This window comes from Caballeronia sordidicola (assembly GCF_002220365.1).
GTDB classification, from domain to species: Bacteria; Pseudomonadota; Gammaproteobacteria; order Burkholderiales; family Burkholderiaceae; genus Caballeronia; species Caballeronia sordidicola_C.
Genome location: NZ_MTHB01000123.1, coordinates 145812 through 163705 on the forward strand (window position 1 = coordinate 145812; position 17894 = coordinate 163705).

At 56.0% G+C, this 17894-nt stretch carries 13 protein-coding genes and 1 pseudogene; 8 read left to right on the forward strand and 6 right to left on the reverse strand.

Annotated features, from left to right (window positions below; translation table 11 throughout):
- The first annotated feature begins 26 nt into the window (after window positions 1-26).
- Window positions 27-986 carry a LysR family transcriptional regulator gene (locus BSU04_RS20360; RefSeq protein WP_089162323.1) on the forward strand — a complete coding sequence of 320 codons (960 nt, stop codon included), beginning with the start codon at window positions 27-29 and terminating at the stop codon, window positions 984-986.
- A 4-nt stretch (window positions 987-990) separates the two neighbouring features.
- On the opposite strand, the gene BSU04_RS45580 is transcribed toward BSU04_RS20360, so the two are convergent.
- Window positions 991-1179: a hypothetical protein gene (locus BSU04_RS45580; protein WP_144021295.1), complete on the reverse strand. Its 189-nt coding sequence runs from the start codon at window positions 1177-1179 to the stop codon at window positions 991-993.
- Window positions 1180-1251: 72 nt separating this feature from the next.
- Here BSU04_RS45580 and BSU04_RS20365 point away from each other — a divergent pair, with 72 nt between their 5' ends.
- From BSU04_RS20365 to BSU04_RS20385, 5 genes and pseudogenes are all read left to right on the forward strand, one after another.
- Window positions 1252-2274: an IS30 family transposase gene (locus tag BSU04_RS20365; protein WP_089162324.1), complete on the forward strand. Its 1023-nt coding sequence runs from the start codon at window positions 1252-1254 to the stop codon at window positions 2272-2274.
- A 33-nt stretch (window positions 2275-2307) separates the two neighbouring features.
- Window positions 2308-2616: pseudogene (locus tag BSU04_RS20370) on the forward strand (ABC transporter permease); the annotation flags it as partial.
- A 344-nt stretch (window positions 2617-2960) separates the two neighbouring features.
- On the forward strand, window positions 2961-4184 hold the full coding sequence (locus tag BSU04_RS47755; RefSeq protein ID WP_256983114.1) for a L,D-transpeptidase: 1224 nt from the start codon (window positions 2961-2963) through the stop codon (window positions 4182-4184).
- Window positions 4185-4907: 723 nt separating this feature from the next.
- Window positions 4908-5183: a DUF1488 domain-containing protein gene (locus BSU04_RS20380; protein WP_062001862.1), complete on the forward strand. Its 276-nt coding sequence runs from the start codon at window positions 4908-4910 to the stop codon at window positions 5181-5183.
- Window positions 5184-5892: 709 nt separating this feature from the next.
- Window positions 5893-7425, forward strand: coding sequence for a CYTH and CHAD domain-containing protein (locus BSU04_RS20385; protein ID WP_089162325.1), 1533 nt, complete (start codon window positions 5893-5895; stop codon window positions 7423-7425).
- Between the two features lie 80 nt (window positions 7426-7505).
- Here BSU04_RS20385 and BSU04_RS20390 read toward each other — a convergent pair whose 3' ends face one another.
- From BSU04_RS20390 to BSU04_RS20410, 5 genes are all read right to left on the reverse strand, one after another.
- Window positions 7506-7694: a DUF3562 domain-containing protein gene (locus tag BSU04_RS20390; protein ID WP_089162326.1), complete on the reverse strand. Its 189-nt coding sequence runs from the start codon at window positions 7692-7694 to the stop codon at window positions 7506-7508.
- Window positions 7695-7821: 127 nt separating this feature from the next.
- Window positions 7822-10431, reverse strand: coding sequence for an MMPL family transporter (locus BSU04_RS20395; protein WP_089162327.1), 2610 nt, complete (start codon window positions 10429-10431; stop codon window positions 7822-7824).
- Between the two features lie 248 nt (window positions 10432-10679).
- A complete protein-coding gene (locus tag BSU04_RS20400) occupies window positions 10680-11216 on the reverse strand; it encodes a hypothetical protein (protein WP_089162328.1) in 537 nt (178 codons plus the stop codon).
- Between the two features lie 279 nt (window positions 11217-11495).
- The gene (locus BSU04_RS20405; protein WP_256983119.1) at window positions 11496-12152 is read right to left on the reverse strand and encodes a helix-turn-helix domain-containing protein; all 657 of its coding nucleotides are present in this window, start codon (window positions 12150-12152) and stop codon (window positions 11496-11498) included.
- A gap of 225 nt (window positions 12153-12377) precedes the next feature.
- Window positions 12378-13037: a BON domain-containing protein gene (locus BSU04_RS20410; protein WP_089162329.1), complete on the reverse strand. Its 660-nt coding sequence runs from the start codon at window positions 13035-13037 to the stop codon at window positions 12378-12380.
- 1438 nt (window positions 13038-14475) lie between these two features.
- On the opposite strand from BSU04_RS20410, the gene BSU04_RS20420 reads away from it, so the two are divergent.
- Window positions 14476-14949: a cation-transporting P-type ATPase gene (locus tag BSU04_RS20420; RefSeq protein ID WP_089162331.1), complete on the forward strand. Its 474-nt coding sequence runs from the start codon at window positions 14476-14478 to the stop codon at window positions 14947-14949.
- On the forward strand, window positions 14946-17267 hold the full coding sequence (locus BSU04_RS20425; RefSeq protein WP_089162332.1) for a PAS domain-containing hybrid sensor histidine kinase/response regulator: 2322 nt from the start codon (window positions 14946-14948) through the stop codon (window positions 17265-17267). Before BSU04_RS20420 ends, BSU04_RS20425 begins: the two co-directional genes overlap by 4 nt.
- Window positions 17268-17894 lie beyond the last annotated feature (627 nt).

The window sequence follows — 17894 nt, forward strand, 5'->3', positions numbered from 1 at the left end:
ATTTCCACCCTGCGGAAGAATCCCATATGGACCGATTCACCCAGATCGAATTTTTTGTCCTGACCGCGGAGACGGGCAGCCTTTCGAAAGCAGCAGAGAAACTGAACATGTCGAACGCGGCGGCCAGCCGGACGTTGAATGCACTGGAGGAGCGGCTGGGCGCAAGGCTGGTCGAGCGAACCACGCGCCGGCTCTGGCTGACTGATGCTGGACGCGCTTACCACCGGCGCTGCAGCACCATATTGGCGGAGATGGCCGAGGCCGATTCTGCTGCCGGCGACGCCGCGCTGAACCCGCGCGGCACGTTGCGTGTCACGAGTTCCGTCTCGTTCGCGATGATGCATATCGCGCCGTGGCTGCCCGAGTTCAGCCTGCACTATCCGGAACTATCCGTGCAGATCGTGGCGGCCAACCGGTATCCGGATTTCATTGAAGCGGGGATCGACGTGGCCATTCGCACGCGTGAGCACGAGGGCGATTCCGGCATCACGGTGAGGCGTCTGGCCGAGACGCGGCGAATACTGGCAGCGTCGCCCGGATATCTGGCCAGACATGGGCGGCCCAAGACACCCGAGGACCTTGCGAGCCACCGGATGCTCATCTATAACCTTGCGCTGGATCCTCACGTACTGCATCTCATGCGGGGAGAAGAAAGCCGCGAGATTCCGATCACGAGCACCCTGGATTCGAACGAGGGACAGGTGATCTGCGCGGCGGGCTACGCCGGCATGGGTATCGTCATACAGCCGTTGTACATTGTTCACGATGATATTGTGGCCGGCCGTCTAGTGCCCCTGCTTGAAGACTGGCAACTACCCCGTCTCACCATCAATATTGCTTACCAGAGCAGGCGCCACCAGCCCGCCAAAATTCGCGTCTTCACTCAGGCGCTGATCGACCGTGTCGAGCAACTGGATCTTGCAAGGAAGTGGAGCGCACTGCCCCATGAGCGAATGGACGCCCACTTGCAGCGGTCTGGGCTATAAAAGCTTAGGCGCCGATCATCTGTCTGGCGGCAGCTTCAGCCATGGCCAATGCGGCGTCGGCGTCACGCATCGGGCGGCCACAGCCGCGCCCCGTCACTTTCTCGATCGACTTCGTGTCACGAACCGTTGTCACGCGGATTGCGCCTTTGAACATCTCACCGGGAGACGGCAGAACACAAGCCTCAACGGTCATGTTGCCCTTGGTTTGTTTGAAAGGGCGGCCTCAAAAGTGAACTGCAACACCTGCCTCGTATAAGGTGTCGCAATGTCCGAAAAAACTTCTTACCAACAACTGCAGCCTGAAGAACGCCTAACCATTGCAAGCTTGCATCTGCAGGGTTCGAGTATGCGGGCCATGGCCCGCATACTCGGGCGCTCACCGGGAACTATCAGCCGCGAGTTAATGCGAAACAGCTCTTCTGTTGGCTACACGTCGGTGCCCGCTGCGGCGCTTTGCAGCGCACGCCGCAGTGCGTCGCGTCCTCGGGCCAAGCTTTGCCCGCAAAGCGTTTGCTGGCGCATCGTTCTCACCCTGCTTGAGTGGAAATGGTCGCCCCAGCAGATATCGGGCACACTCAAGCGCATGTATCCCACCGACTCGAACCAGCACGTCTCGCACGAAACCATCTATACGGCGATCTATGCTCAGCCGCGCGGTGAACTGCGCCGCCAACTTATTGCCTGCTTGCGCCACGGCCACAGCACGCGTATGCCACGCGCGCGGGGCACGGACCGGCGCGGACAGATTCCGGACATGGTCAGTATCCACGTGCGACCGCCCGAAATCGAAGACCGCCTGCTGCCAGGTCACTGGGAAGGCGACTTCATTAAGGGTGCGGACAACCAATCCTCTGTCGGCGTTCTGGTCGAGCGCACCAGCCGCCTGGTGCTGCTTGCCAAGATGGAGGACGCCACCGCCGCCTCAGCGCTCGCAGGCTTCTCCGCCAAACTTAATTCGATTGTTGCGCCGTTACGGCAAAGCTTTACCTACGACCAAGGCAAAGAAATGTCGCGCCATCAGGAACTCACCGCCGCCACCGGCGTGAATGTGTACTTCTGCGACCCGCACAGTCCTTGGCAACGCGGTACTTGCGAAAACACCAACGGGTTGCTGCGCCAGTATTTGCCTAAAGGTACGGACCTATCGGTCTACAGTCAGGACGAACTCGACGCGATCGCTGACAGCCTGAATAGCCGGCCGCGCGCCACTCACGCGTTCCATTCTCCGTTCGAAGTCTTCGCTGCAACCCTTGCTTCAGCAAGCCAATCTCCAAGTTCTAAACACTGAACCCCCTGTTGCACTTCACCCTTGAAACCGCCCACCTTTATCCTGGAAAACCTGGATAAATTCGGTGCGCTGAAAGCGATCGGCGCAAAGGGCCGCGAACTGGTCTACATGATCCTGTTCATGGCAACCTTTACGGCGTTGACTGGTTACGGCCTAGGGGTTGGTCTCGTGACACTGACGATCTCGATTACTCGAAGCCTGTTGCCTAACTACGCTGCGATCACGACGTTCTGGAACCTGGCACTGGCATTCGGCATGGTCGTTCTGATAGCCGGTATCTCCAGTTACATCGGAGTGCGTAAGGTACTTAAAATAGAGCCGTTCGACATCTTCAGGGGTTAGTCAGTATCCCGGCAATTTAAATCATCTTGCGAAAAACCTTGGATCTCGCTGGAGTCGTGACGATCATGCGAGCCCGTTTCAAAGATTTCACAAATCACAGCCTGCCTTGCGCGAATCGATGTCACCGCATCGCCCGCGCGAGGAAGCTTGCCCGAGTTCGGGCCAAGACGGTTGGCCGCCCCCGACGCAAGGCGAATGGAGTACCAAATTTAGAGGATCGTTTCTTCGCCTGACGTGAGCGCCAGTCTGCGTAGTTTCCGAACCTACCGTTCATGCCACGTTTGCCACTATGATGGCATGCCAGTGCGAACCGAGGAATAGACACAGATGTGCCGGAGCTTAAAGTGAAAAACGGAATTGTTTGGGCTCAGATTGGCGCTACTGTCTTAGCGGCAACAGCGGTTCTCATGGTAGCCCAGAAAATCGACGGGGCAAGCAGTGGTTGGCGAGACAGTTACGGAGAGCAGTCGTTCAACATGCGTTACCGTGCAGTGACGGGAGCCCACGACACCGCGGTGACCCACGAGCCGTATGTGCGGCACAATACCGAACGTGCCCTAAAAGTCGGGGCGATGCCAACACCGTGGGTTTTGCGAGATTCGCGTGTCTCTTACGTGGCTGGTGATATCTATTCGTTGGAGAGTGACTTTACGTCCGGTCGGGATTCGCCCAATCCGTCTATGATCCACACTTCGCTACGCAATCCCATCGGCGTTGTGGGGGCATCGGAGGTTGCAGTTTCTGGGGCTGAAAATTCCGACGCGATTTCGCCCAATGTCGCACAGTCCGAAGAGCTTGATGCTACAGGTGCGTCGGAGATGGATAAGGCTTTCACGGACGAAGTACAGAGACGATTGACCGTGCCTCCGGCTGACCAATTGCTCTACGGCTCCAGGCTGCAACAAGCTTTGCAGGGAAAGTCTCTTGGCGCGATCGCGAACGAGTATGTAGTGCTGGTCGATCGCAACCAAAATGTGCAGGCGTTGTTTATCTACTTCCGGGCTAAGGCTGATGCCACTTGGCATATGGTTGGTGCTACACCTGTGTCAACTGGTCTTCCCGGAACCTACGACCATTTCACGACGCCGCTGGGTGTTTTCGAACATACGCCGCGCAACATGGACTTTCGCTCGGAAGGGACGCTCAACGAATTCAAGATCCGCGGCTACGGAGCGCGCGATATGCGTATCTACGATCTCGGTTGGGCTCAGGGTGAACGTGGCTGGGGAAAGGGCGGTATGTCTCAGATGCGCTTTCAGATGCATGCAACCGACCCAGACAAACTAGAGCCTGTCCTCGGTATTCGCCATTCAAAGGGTTGCGTCCGGATCCCCGCAGCGCTCAATGTATTCTTTGATCATCACGGCATCCTCGACGCGGACTATGAGGCTCGCGTGGCTGCGGGTGAATCGCTATGGATATTAAAGCCCAGGCGTGACCCGACCCCATGGGCAGGACACTATCTTGTGGTCATTGATTCCGCGCAGAATGTCCGCCCGGCATGGTCGCCGCTTCCCGACGGAAAAGCCCGCTCGCAATTTCCGGCGCACGGGGACTCGGCAGACTAAATCGAGCCCTCAGGATGTCACATATCGTCATGGTGAAAGCCGTTGCGTACGGCGTTGTGACTGTGCGGTGTTTTCTTCGATCCTCGGTAGCGCACCATGAGGAAGCCAAATTGCTGTTGATCACCAGGAACAGGTGCTCGACTTTGGTCCGGATGATTGCTTTAAGGTAGAGGTTGCAAGGGTGAAGTGCCACAGGGGGCTAATGTTTAGAGCTTGGAGGTTGTCATTCGGCGCACCCCGAATCCGCGATAGACGCATTGCTGCCAAAGTGTTCGAACGACCGGATTCTGCAACGAGTTTCGGGTCGTATGTCGTGCTTGGCGGGCAGGCAGGCTTGTGGCGTGCAAGTTGCGCGGCTGGCAAAGAAACGACTGTCCGTTCATTTTTTTTCAAAACCTCGCGATCTCCAGGCCACGCTCTTTCTCATCAAGTTGACAAATGTCACGGTGTGAGTTTCTGCCGTGCCTATGCTCAGATATGCCTGTCTGAACAAGGCTTCGTGCAACTCGCCGTGGTCGCAGATCTGTCTTCTTACCTTGCAGATGCACGAATCTCATGAATTGGCAATTGTTCGGGGTCCGACGTCTTGCTGCCTTCGCATTCGACATAAATGATTGGAGCACCGACCTTATTAAAATCGCCCGTGAAAAAATTCAAGTGTGCTTGGGAGTGTTCGAAACCAAGTTATAAAGACAATGCAGATAAATCGTTGAGTGGATCACAATGAAGATCTCTTTCCCGCCTGAAAGTCCCGCTTACTGTGCAGTTGACCCTGCCTTGGCGTTTTCCGCCGTAGTCGACGGCGTCCGCCTCAAATGTACTATTACTGCCGAGGCACTCGAAGACCATTTTGGTGCGAGGTCGGTTCTTGAAGAGGATCTCAAAAAAGCATTCGGAGCGCATATCCATGCCATCCACGTAGCGGCAAGGCGGATTTTCACCGAGCTCGGCGTGATGCCCGTAGCGCTGCACAGTGGTTATTTTAGATTCGTTGAATGAAGGTGGCCCGATATTCCGACCTGGCTCGGTTGTCTCGAGGATGACTCTCACTTCGTTCGGACAGTTTCGTTTGGGCAGATCGGGACGCAAGCCTGGTTTGCGCGGGAAACCCTTGATGTCCCCACGGTCGGTCGCCGCGGGAGCGCCTAGAGTCGCTTGCAATAGAATTAAGGCGCTTTGCTAGTCAGACGCAGTCGCCCGATGATTGCAGCTTTCCGAGCAGCGCCAACGTTAGCGCTGCAGTCCAGATCACTTCCGTCTATGACCGCACTCCCGTCAAGTCACAAGCAACAATGCCGAGCATGCGAGAGCAACGTTGCCGGTCCTAGAGACATCCATGCTCCAAAATAGGCCGGTCTTGGCGCGATTAACTTAACAGCGGCAAGGCGCCAACCGATTCCAACGCTGTGCCATCAGTGTCAACTCGCTAAAACCGTTGCATGTTGCTCAGGTCGTTTGTGCCATAGCGGTTGTGGCGATCCAGGTGGCAGGGGTGCTCTGGCGATGTGAGCGCCGGCATCGCCGCTGCGGCAGTTGCAAGCGGGCATAGATGGCACGATTTCTTCCTTATTCCTCGTGGTGCTGGCCGATGGCTATTCTGGTTGCAAACCCGGCGCTGCGGGCAACGCCGGGCGATCGCGAAAGCCTCTCGCGAAAGCCTCGTATTCGGCCAACAAAACAGCGGGCCTCGACAAACGGAGAGTCGTACATGGAACGCGAAATCAAGCTTCAAGCAAGTAAAGACCAACTCAAGCAGATTCGTTTGCTGCCAGTGCTGGTCCCCTTGCTGGAGCGGCCGCCTCGAACCGAGCACCTTGTCAGCACTTACTTTGATACCCAAGACCTGATCTTCCACGAACAAGGTCTTGCCCTACGCGTAAGAGCCATCAGCGATGCGTTTGTGCAGACGCTCAAGACAGAAGGCTCGACCAAAGCAGGCATGTATGTCCGAGAAGAGTACGAGACGCCCGTAGACGCGAATGCGCCCGATATCAACGTGCTCCGAAACTGCATCCCAAAAAAATCACTTGTCGCCAGACTCCTGGCAATGACCGACGTAGGTACGGCTCTCGTTCCGCAATTCACGACCACGGTCAAGCGTACCGTCTTGTCCCTGCGATTCCCGGATGGAGATGAGGTCGAACTCGCGCTTGACGATGGCGTTATTGAAAGTGGTTCCTCGTCCGAGGTTTTGCAGGAAATCGAACTGGAGCTCAAGAATGGTAAGCCAGATCGTCTTTATCATCTCGCGTTGGACCTGTTAAGAGCGGTTCCGATGCGCATCGCTACTCTGAGCAAAGGCGAGCGCGGCTACAACTTGATCCGCCCAATGTCCCACGCGGCGACGGGGGCCCAGCCAGTTGAGCTGAGGAAAAAAGATACGGTCGAGGCCGCCTTTGAATGCATCGTGCAGAACTGCCTTGCACAAATTCAGGGTAACGAACTCGGCGTCATAAAAAGCGCCGATGCCGAACCGGTTCATCAAATGCGCGTGGGCATTCGACGTCTGCGCTCAGCGCTCGACTTGGTCGAACCCCTCATAGTCTTTCCTGTCTCCCTTGAAGTGGAGCTTAAATGGATAGCTGGGAAGCTGGGCGCTGCACGTGATTGGGAAGTCCTGGTCACTTCATCGTTGTCCGGAACGTTTGGCGATGCGCACAGCGACTTTGATGCGCAAGCAATGATAGGAATTGCCAGAGAAACCGCCCGGCAACATCGTACTGAGGCTGCAGCCGCGGTGGATTGCACCCGATATGCTTGTCTCATCATTGAAGTGACGCGCTGGTTTGAACAATCGCAATGGCGCGAAGGCCTGGATGAAGAGCGGCGTGATGCTCTGAGCCGACCCGTGAGCGAGTTCGCGGCCGAAGCGTTGCATGAACGGCACCGCAAACTAATGAAGCGGGGACGGCATCTTCCGGACCTTGACCCCAACACTCGCCATCGCGCACGGATAGCGGCGAAAAAACTCCGCTACGCGATGGAATTTTTCGCCACGCTTTATGAGAAGAAGACGCTTCGAAATTACGCCGCAACGCTCACGCAACTGCAGGATGATTTAGGGTGGCGCAATGACTTGGCGGTTGCCGACCGCTTACTTCGAGATCTGGCTGCGACCGCACCCGATGCCGTGGTTAGCGCGGCATATGCGAGGGGATTTCTAGCGTCGCGTATGGCAGAGGACTACGGCAAGCTCAAGATGCTGTGGAGTGAGTTTAAGCGACTGTCTGCACCGAAATGACACTTTGACACTGGTTCGGTTCGATCGAGCGGACCCAATGTGTACCGGTCGCCGCCGGCTTTTGGTGAGCGGCTAGCTTCTCAATGTTTCGGCGGTTTTAGGTTTGCGCGAACCCTTTTTGCTGCCAAAAGCGACATATAGTCAAGGATGTGTGCTCCGTCTCGATAGGATGTCATCGTGTCCTCATACATCTTTGAGACGGCTTGCACCGATGTGCGCGTTTCTCTGGCTATCTGCTCCACAACTTTCTCATCGCTGGATTTGGTCACTTTTTGTTTCCTTATTCAGAAGGCAGCAAGGGGAAGAGCTGATTTTTCCGACGCGAATGATGAGGTGATCCAGACAGGTTTCTCTGTCCAGAACGGTCCTCCGGCTGTCGTCGCGCGCGGGGCAGGCTCATTTCTTCGAGACACTCTTTTCGCGTGGCTTACCCATTAACACGGGCTGAAACACCACGGCGCCGATTAGCATGCAGAACAGCGACAGCGTGAGCAGCCGTCCCATGCTTGCGGTGCCCGGAAGGTGCGATAGCCACAAGCTGCCGAACGCGGTTGCAGTGGTGGCCGCACTGAATACCACAGCGTGGGTGAGGCTCGACTGCAACAGGCCAGTCTGCCCGCTGCGCCAAGCCATCACATAGTAGATCTTGAATGCTACGCCGACGCCGAGCATCAGCGGGAGCGCGATGATGTTAGCGAAGTTGAGGGGCATGCTGAACACAACGCACAACTCAAGCGTGACAGTCGCCGAAACCAGCAGCGGAATCAGCGTGCGCAATACGTCGCCAATGCGGCGCAGCGTCAGCCACAGCAGGATCGTGATTGTCAGCAAAGCCCAACCCGCTGCCTGCAGGAATGCCTTGATGATTGTGTTTGCCGAATGCAGGACGGAGATCGGTCCACCGATCGCGCTTGGCGCGGCGGTCTTCACGGCCTGCGCGAAGTGGCGCAGCATCGTGTCGTCGCCTGGGTCGGTGCCAGGCGGGACCTTTGGCTCAATGTCGACGAGCGCGTGGCCATCGGTCGAGACCCAATCGCGCGCGATATCTGAGGGCAGGCTGTCGCGCGTGATCTCGCTGGGCTGTAGCATCGTCAACAGTTGTTTAAGTGCGATCTTTAGCGGCTCTGCCATCGCGGTTTCGGCGAGGTCGCGCGTGGTAGCGTTAGCGGCAGCGAGCTTTAGCAGCGTCGCCGACAGATGATTGGCCTCTGCGGCACCCAGGCCGGGGTGATCCTCTGCGGCGAGCGACAGCTGATTGGCCGCGCGCTTCAACGCGGCGACGCGTATTGCATCGGTCGCTGGGGACACCGGAGCTTGGGTGAGGGCGGGCAGCAGTTGCTGCGCGGCACTTGCGACCAGCAGGAGTTTTTGCTGCTGGTCGGAGGGAATGAATGTGGAGAGCGTCGTGACGCGGCCGACCTCCGGTAAGGTTGTCAAGTGCGCAGCGATGCGGTCCGCGTCCACGAGCGACGGCGCTAGCACCTGTACGTTGTTCACTGCGGCCTCGGGCGAATTTTTCAGTGCCAGCAGCGTCGCCATCGATTCGGTATGCGGATCATTCAGATGGAGCGGATTGAAGTCGAATCGGAGATGCGTCAGCAGCGGCAACGCGCCGATCACCACCACAAGTGTTGTAACCAGTACCGGCTTTCGGTGGCGGTCAAGAAAATCGTCGACGGGGGCTAATTGCTTAAAACCCGGCGAAACAGCTTCCCATGACGGATTGAAGACCTTCAATAGTGCGGGCAGGAGAGTGATGTTGGTCACATATGCGACGAGCATCCCTATGCCAGCAATCTCGCCGAGCTCCGACACCCCCCGATAGGCCGTCGGCAGAAACGAGAAGAAGCTAGCGGATACGGCCACCGCAGCAAGCGTGAGCGGCACGCCGATGCTGTGCGCAGTCTTGACCAGCGAGGCTGCAAGGCGGTCGTCGGAATGCCGCTCCTCGCGATATTTGACGCTGAACTGTACACCGAAGTCCACCCCGAGTCCGACAAACAGCACCATGAACGCGACTGAAATCATGTTGAATGAGCCGACCATCATCAGGCCGAGTGTCGTCGTGACAGCGAGTCCGACGAACAGCGCAATGAACACCGCTGCGATCATGCGTCCCGAGCGCAACGCGAGCCACAGGATCACCAGCATGACGACAAGAGCGGCGACCCCGTGGAGCGCCGCGCCGTCCTTTACTGATGCGAACTCTTCGTCGGCGAGCGGCTGTTCGCCAGTCAATCGAGTTGTCGCGCCGTAGCGTGCAGTGAGTTGCAGCGAAGCCGCGGTTGTGCGGATCGATTGCGACGCGCGCGCGCCTGGTTCAAGCGCGCCATAGTCGACTAACGGCTGCACTGTGATGAACGCGCGGGCTGGTTCTATCGAGGCATCCTTGTCGACTAGTGCACGCCAGGAAAACGCCGCTGGCTGGTTCGCCAGCACCCGATCGATCACAGCGGCGCTTTGCGACAACAGATGGCGCATGTCGCTGAGCTTCACCTGACCGGTCAGTAGTGGAAGCAACAGACTCGTTGTCAGCACGCCGGCGAGTCCGCTCACGCTCGGATCGTGCGCCAATGCGTTGACGAGCGGGCGCGCCTGGACGAGCTGTGTGGTGGTGGATCGGACCTCGTCGAGTGGCAGGAAAAGCAGGCCGTTGTGCTCGAAGAACGGGCCTCCGGCCGGCTGCACGGCGCTAACGAACTCTTTGGGTTGTTTCTGCAGTGCTGGGGTCAGCAAACCAGCTGCAACGTCCGCAAATTCAGGGGCTCGCGCTTCGACTACAACAAGGACCGTCTGCGCGCGCTGTGGAAAGGCTCGGCTCATTGCTTGGTCGAGACCAGACCACTCTTTATTCGCCTTGACGAGACGACTGATGTCAGTATTGATCTTGAAATTGTGGGCGGCATAAAAGCTACTCAGAACGGCGAGCACGAGCGCAAGCGCGATAACTCGCGCCGGATGACGGACCGACCAAGCTACAAGACCAACGATAGATGACTTTAGCATCTAGGCGAAGTGCGATCTGTCTCAGATAATCTATGAATTTTTTCTAACATCGTTTTTCGCGTGTTGATTACGACGGAGGAGGGATTCACTCAGATCTGTTGAATGGTTTCCGGGATTTTGGCGGTGCTGAGCATCCATCGTGTTACATAAGGTTGAAGCCTGTTTTCAGTTCAGGGGGGCTCCCGGGCGGATTTCCGACGGCGCCACCGGCAGAACGCGAGCAGCCTGCAGCGAGATGCAAAGGAAACCTAGGCGGCCACCGAGATTGCGCGTTTCGCGGCGGGCTCGACGAGACAACAACGAATCGCGTGATGTTTTGCTGCTTCATTGCTGTGATCAATCGCGCAAAGCGCAATGGCATGTGCAGCTTGCGCTTCATGAGCCGCTAACGCTACCTTCCCTTCTTCGTAATGCTTAGTGGCCTGACGTAGGTATCGGGCGGCATGCTCATGCAACTCCGCTGCTGCCTCGTGATGCTCAGCGACGTGCAGGCTGCTTTGCACTATTCCGGAAGGGCCGAGCGATATGGGATCAAAATGCAAGAATGGCTCTTGGCCCGTCGCCATCTCGATACTCGCCTTTTCTCTGTAATGATCGGACACGTCCTGTCCCTGGGCGAGAGCAAGCAACGCATGACCATGTGCTACGAGAGCTTGGTGTGCTGCATGCGAATAGTCTTTTCCTGCGACGTAGTGCCTGGACGCGTCGATGTGAAGGCGTGCTGCATGCTCATGACTCGACGGAGCCAAAGTTTCTTGCGCGTTTGCGCTGTGATTCGTTTTCATATTCGATTCCACCTAAGCTGTTAGTCCTCGTTGCAACACAATGCGCCGTCGGCCTCAAGCGCGATAGCCTCGGATACTACTCACCAGTGCTACCCTAAAGATATATCTGACTGGCGTTTGATCGCAGTTGCGAATACTGCGCGCTTCGTCTGAAGAGGCGGGTGACCGACGGACTGTAGCGTGGCGACATAAGCCAAGGCTTGCAGCCACGACTGTTGCGATGCCACCGATAGCTCAAGTAAGGCTCCAGCAATCGTCGAGAATACGGGACACAGCGTTCTACATGCGTGACAAACCGAGACGGTCGACGATTCGTATTTCCTTGCCTTGGACGTGAACAAGCCCTCGCTTTTGCAACTTTGAGAACATTCGGCTCACGGTCTCCAGTTCGATTCCTAAGTAGCTGCCCATTTCTTGCCGCGTCATGCGAAGATTGAATTCTTTGGGAGAGTATCCCTGCGCCTTCATCCGGTCGGATATATCAAGAAGGAAAGCGGCAACGCGTTGCTCGGCAGACATCGTTCCAAGCATCAAAAGGAGACCGGACTCTCGCACGATCTCACCGCTCATTAGGCGAAGTAAATGGTGTTGCATGGAGCTGACTTCGCGGCACAGCGATACCAGAAGCGCAAAGCGAATAACGGAGGCCTCACTGTCTTCGAGTGCAATCGCATCGCAGTTGTGCCGTTCGGCGAAGACGCCGTCAAGGCCAAGTGTCTCGCCCGCAAGCTGAAATCCGGTTACCTGCTCGCCGCCGTCCCGATGAGTGACAACTGTCTTGAAGCAACCGACGCGGACGGTATAGATACTATTGAATTGATCGTTCGCACGGTACAGGACCTCGCCGCGTCTTACCTTTCGTGTTGTGGATAAGATCGCGTCCAAACGATTGAGGTCCAGCGGGATGGAGGATTTCGCGACGTGAACGTTCGGCATCGGGTCGTGGGCGCGACTCGTAAAAGCATGCGGAAACATAGGGAGTTGAGCGCGGAATTGCGTGCTCGAAACCGAAGCTTCGTTCGCAGCATTCTCGAGTTGGATGGAAGGCATGATCGACTCCTGTTCTTGCATCGAACGTATGCACGCGACTTTTTGTACCATAAGGAAAGCGATTTATCCGTCTAGGATATTTCGCTGACCTGAGCTCACATACGGGTTTCGTCAACGCGAGATGATAAGGTCGTTCTCCACGGCGGTAGCGCCGGGAGCGGACCAGGCGGTCGCGACCGCCAGGTCCCGGTCATGTGGGGACCGGACGCTTCCGCTTAGCCTGACCGTTGCGCCGTTCGCTGTTACGTTAATGTTGCGGGAGTCCGACCACGAACGACTTAAGGCGTGCATTAGGTCTCCGCGCACCTGTAAGACATTAATAGGGGGCTTGAGCGTAATTTGGTTCGTCACGCCGACTACCCCATGAAGTCGGCTAACGTCCTGAGCGGCGGCCTCTCTCTGGAAGTTCCGGTCTACTTCTCCGCTAAGTGTTATCCACCCGTCTTCCACCTTCACCTCAACCGCGTCTCTCGGAACAGCGACATCCCACTCTAGCCGGTTCACGACTGCCGCTGCGATATCGCCGTCGCTGCGTTTTGCATCGAAGGCAAGTCGGACTTCGATATTCTCCACGACCGCTTCGACTCCCTTTACCCGTGATGCAGCAGCTTCGGCCGCATGTTTTTCTGCGAAGGTTTCTACGCGCCCTGTCAGCGTCACGATGCCAGCAATAGCTGTAACACCGATGTGGGCAGCAATCACGCTGGGTTCCCAGGCAAGCTCGGAAAGGACTGCCTGTTGCAATTCGGTGTCGCCGTAAATAACTGCCATGATGTCTCCAGGATGAGCAAAGGTAATGCATGTGAGGAGAGAACGCTACACGTCAACATGCGGCCCCAGCGGTCAGTATTCCGTGGCCCGTCTTTCCTCGACGGTGATCAATCAACGTTGATGCTTTTGATGATAGGGAGTTGAAAGCTGCCCCGATAGACTCGGAAACTACTCAGCTTGGCGCGCTCGAACTTGGGGCCGCTGCAGTTTTACGTTGGGCGTCTGGGGCAGTTCCGGACTTGCCATGTTTTCGCACAACCGCACCACCGTGCAGAGGCGATCGGCGTCAAGAGGCGGCACGCACTTGCAACATCGCAACCTAAAGTACGGCTCGAACTTCTTTTAGGGCGTAGAACGAATGGTCCAGGCAGAGAGGGTCGGGTATCCAGATGGCAATTGTGCTAGTTGCTTAGGTCGTCGATCTACTTGAGCTCCTTATTCCACCGCCTCCTCCCGGTTCGGTTATCCAACTGATTTCCGGCGCGACAGAAAACCATAGATATGATTCACCTTGAAGCTCCGATTCGCTCTCTTAAAGCGTCCTGATCCGATCAAATGCCCGCTCCGTCTGTGCCCGCTTCTTGAGGGTCATCATTGTTCAACCCTGTACCCGCCAGTTGGACGTCCGGTTGCATTCGCTCTTACCCGAATACATTGCACGCGACCCAGCACACCAGGAACCTCTCCTGAGTAGTTTCCGAGCCTGCTCGCTCCGAGGAATCATAGCTATCATCGGAGTACGGTCGAGGTATGACCAGCGGACTACGGTCACGGATCAACCTTCGCTTTTAAGAGTCGAGGTCTGCGGCGCGCGAGGTGGGGGGGTGATCGTGCAAAATGAAGTAAGCGGTTCCTGGATATTATTGAGTTATGTGATGTTGCTCCCGCTGCTGATCGGTTATTTGGCATTCATTGGTTGGGCGACGGTCATTTCAGATTTGGAAAAACGCAAGGAGCAACGAAAAAGAAATTCTAGTTTGCGATAGCAATAAACGTATTTCATCGCGTTGTTGCATAGTGGTTTAAAGATCTAGCAGGCGTTCGAATGGGTTCATTTGGTCAATGCGACACTTGTCTCGAGGGACGTGTCGCGATACACACGAAAGTCACGTCGGCCACTAAATCCGGAGTGCGGCAAACCGTAATTTACGAGTCAACGATCTATGGCGTACCGTGGCTGCGTCGCAATGAACTTCTGGCCGCTGCCTCCAAGGAAAAATTGGACATTAACGAAAACTACGCGTCGGTTGTAATGCATTAACCCAATGGGATTCGAAGAGGGGCGCGAACGCAGAGGGATTCCCTATGAATGCGCGCTTAGTACAGCAACAATTGCCTGCAAGGTTCCCGAGCAGATCGTTGAAAATAAACCGCCCGTTCCTAAAATCTTAGTTGTTTAACGATTCGGCGAACGTAAGCTCTATCGACGAGATTATCTATGACGCTTAACCCCGCCGCCGCGACAGTCATCGCCCCAAAGAACGACTCGTTCCCGTTTTCGAAGGAAGGCTTACCTGCCGGACTGACTACTGATGAGGCACAACGCCGACTGGCGACGTCCGGTCGGAACGCTATGCCGGATACATCGGTACACCCGGCGCGCATGGCGCTTATCAAGTTTTGGGCACCAGTCCCATGGATGCTGGAAGCGGCCGTTGTGCTCGAAATTTCCCTCGGTAAGTATGTCGAAGCGGCAATCATTGGAGCGCTTTTGTTGTTCAAAGCGGCCCTCGGGTTTGTCCAGGAGAGCCGTGCACAGGCGACGCTGGCTGCGCACGCAGCTTGTCGCGCAAGTTTGACCAGATCGCCTGGGGCAATCTTGGCCAGTATGTTTGGATATGGGTACTGGGTTTCGGGATTGATGTCAAAAATGCGTTCAGAAAGCAATCAATTACGAAGTGAGGGGGTATGACCGCATCTGATAAATGTCTGGCCGGAGCGTTGCCCGTTGGATTCGACCAATATCACGCCGCGCTCGCAAGCATGGGCGAAGGGATAATTACGACGGACGCGCATGGTCATATTACCTTCCTGAACTCGGCGGCTCAGTTGTTAACCGGTTGGACGCAAGCGAAGGCGGTGGGATTGCCGGTCGAGAAGGTCTTCAATCTAGCCGATCAAGACACTTGTTTGGTGCCAGACAATCCGATTGCGAAGACGCTGAAGGAAGGTCTAGTCGTTAGAATAAGTTTGACCTCGATAATGATCGGGAAAACGAGCGTTCGGCAACAGGTCGAGGGCAGCGCAGCGCCGATTTTCAACGCCGATGGAGAACTGTCGGGGACTGTGGCTATATTTCGTGACGCTACTGAACGCGCCCGGCAAGCGCGATGCATGCAGCTTGCTCCCGACGATGCTAACGACCTGGTCAAAAGCATTCGCACACCATTTCTCACGCTTGATGGCGATCTTCGCGTCGCAAGGGCAAATGCTGCATTCTGCGAGGCCTTCTCTGTTTCAAAAGTAAATGTGGAAGGTTTTGGGATTTATGAGCTTAACGAACAACAATGGGATACACCGACTATTCGAGATGCATTGGATGAAGTCCAATCCGGCCGTCGTTCCACAAGAGATTGCTGCGTCGAAATGGACTTTCCCGGGATCGGAAGGAGGATCATTGCGCTGAATGTACTGCGTCTGGGAGCGGATGATGGCGGTGGGCACTCGATCATGGTGACCTTTGACGATATCACTGGTGGCCGTCGTTCGGAAACCTGCCCTTTGGTTTCCGAGGTTCCGTACAAGCGCTTGTTTGAAAGCGCCAAGGACGGAATAATTGTGCTCGACGCGAAAACCTTGAAAATCACCGACGCAAACCAATTCCTCCTTGATTTGCTTGGCTACTCTTTCGCAGAGCTACTCGGCAAGGAACTTTGGGAACTTGGCTTTGTTGCAGATAAGTCGGCGAGCCAGTCCGTTGGTCGAGAGCTGCAGGATCACGGTTATGTCCGCTATCGTCACCTGCCGCTGGAAACGAAAGACGGGAAGTGCATCGATGTGGAGGTGATCAGCAACATTTACTCGGTGAATCAACATGCCGTTGCCCAGTGCAACATTCGCGACATCAGTGTCCAATCCAGAATGGAGCGAAAACTTCAGGAGCAGACGGAGGCCTTGGCCGAACTGCATAGCAGAAAAGATGAGTTTCTAGCGATGCTCAGTCATGAGCTTCGCAATCCTTTGGCGCCAATGGCAAATGCAGTGCGTCTTCTGCAGCTGCAGCGTGACGAGGACCCCGTTCAGGGGCGAGCGCGGGGAATAATCGAGCGTCAGTTGATCCAATTGACCCGACTTGTCGACGACTTGATGGAAGTGTCTCGCATCACAACCGGCAGAGTTCTCTTGCGCAACGACGTGGTCGCGGTAAGCACGATTATCGAGAATGCGGTGGAGACCGTCCGACATCTGATGGATTTGAGGCGACACCAGCTACGGGTGTCGTTGTCCACACAAGTCGTCTGGGTGTACGCCGACGCGGCTCGTCTGGAACAAGTTTTTGTGAACCTGCTGACTAACGCCGCCAAATATACGGAAGAAGGTGGACATGTGACGGTGACTCTTGAGCAGGAGGGTGAAGATTGCGTGGTGCGCATCCGCGATACTGGCGTGGGAATCGGGCCAGAGCTTCTGCCACACGTCTTCGATCTTTTTACGCAAGCGGAGTTATCCCTGGATCGATCGCGGGGCGGCTTAGGGGTTGGTTTGGCTTTAGTGCGAAGTCTGGTGGAAATGCACGGAGGACGCGTCGATGTTCGCAGTGTTGAGGGGCAGGGAAGCGAATTTGTTGTCCGTATTCCGGCGGTGGTCTCTCCCGCACCGCAACCACTTTTAGCACGATCGGAGACGAACAAACAGGGCGACGCCAAGTTACGCGTCCTGGTGGTTGATGACAACCTCGACACCGCTGAAAGCATGTCGATGCTTGTAGAAACCTTGGGGCACGATGTCCTCATCGCCCATGAGGGAAACGCGGCGCTGCAGGCGTTTCGCGAGTTCAAAGCCGACGTCGTGCTATTGGATATTGGCTTGCCAGGGTTAACGGGGTACGAGGTAGCGGCCTGCATAAGGGCACAGGAAACTAGTCACAGGGTCGTGCTGGTTGCCATCACCGGGTACGGTCAAGAATCAGATCGGCAGCTAGCGTTGGCGGCCGGATTCGATCATCACCTCGTTAAGCCAGTGGATTTTGACAAAGTAATCGAAATTTTAAGAGTTGCTTCGCGAGCATAGCTATAGCAGGGTCATAGGACATCATCAGATTACGAATCTCATTCATCTGCTATAGCGAGCGGGGTTCAGCCCCGTACCATCCTCGGTAGTGCCGCTCGCTCTGACATCGTTCTGGCCTTTGGAGCCCGAGCCCTTCGTCCACTAATCAGTTTTTGTGGGGGGCTCTCGTTGGTGCGATGTCCCTCGACCTAGACCAGACTGGATCGCGCGCCTCTCAACGAAGGCATGGCGGCGGACATGGGGCCACATACAGCCACATTGGCGGTCATTCCCGTAGGATTGGCCGGTCTGCCGCGTATTTTTGGGCACACGATACGACCGGCGAAAGGATTGCGCTAGGTGTTATAGCGCCGCGCCTTCCCGCCGTGTGAACGGCAAACCACCCCTTCGCGATGCAGACTGTACGCCTCCGCGAGCACTCCAGTTTTTCCAAGTGCTATTGATTTCGGTTGAGTCAGTCTGAGTATTTTCCGAACCTTTTTCTGACGGTCTTTTCGCCGGATACTAGGATTTTTTGTCGCGGCGAATTCTTGCCGGCGCTTTGAGTGGACGTGGATGTCTCCGTTTTCGCAGTACGCAGCCTGACATTCTGGAGCTTGGATATGTATTCAACTGAATATGCAAGTC

Coding starts and splice junctions, on each gene's coding strand:
- BSU04_RS20405 (WP_256983119.1), bottom strand. CDS start 12,152: ATGCCGAACGTTCACGTCGCGAAATCCTCCATCCCGCTGGACCTCAAT.
- BSU04_RS20410 (WP_089162329.1), bottom strand. CDS start 13,037: ATGGCAGTTATTTACGGCGACACCGAATTGCAACAGGCAGTCCTTTCC.
- BSU04_RS20420 (WP_089162331.1), top strand. CDS start 14,476: ATGACGCTTAACCCCGCCGCCGCGACAGTCATCGCCCCAAAGAACGAC.
- BSU04_RS20400 (WP_089162328.1), bottom strand. CDS start 11,216: ATGAAAACGAATCACAGCGCAAACGCGCAAGAAACTTTGGCTCCGTCG.
- BSU04_RS20380 (WP_062001862.1), top strand. CDS start 4,908: ATGAAGATCTCTTTCCCGCCTGAAAGTCCCGCTTACTGTGCAGTTGAC.
- BSU04_RS45580 (WP_144021295.1), bottom strand. CDS start 1,179: ATGACCGTTGAGGCTTGTGTTCTGCCGTCTCCCGGTGAGATGTTCAAA.
- BSU04_RS20395 (WP_089162327.1), bottom strand. CDS start 10,431: ATGCTAAAGTCATCTATCGTTGGTCTTGTAGCTTGGTCGGTCCGTCAT.
- BSU04_RS20385 (WP_089162325.1), top strand. CDS start 5,893: ATGGAACGCGAAATCAAGCTTCAAGCAAGTAAAGACCAACTCAAGCAG.
- BSU04_RS20425 (WP_089162332.1), top strand. CDS start 14,946: ATGACCGCATCTGATAAATGTCTGGCCGGAGCGTTGCCCGTTGGATTC.
- BSU04_RS20360 (WP_089162323.1), top strand. CDS start 27: ATGGACCGATTCACCCAGATCGAATTTTTTGTCCTGACCGCGGAGACG.
- BSU04_RS20365 (WP_089162324.1), top strand. CDS start 1,252: ATGTCCGAAAAAACTTCTTACCAACAACTGCAGCCTGAAGAACGCCTA.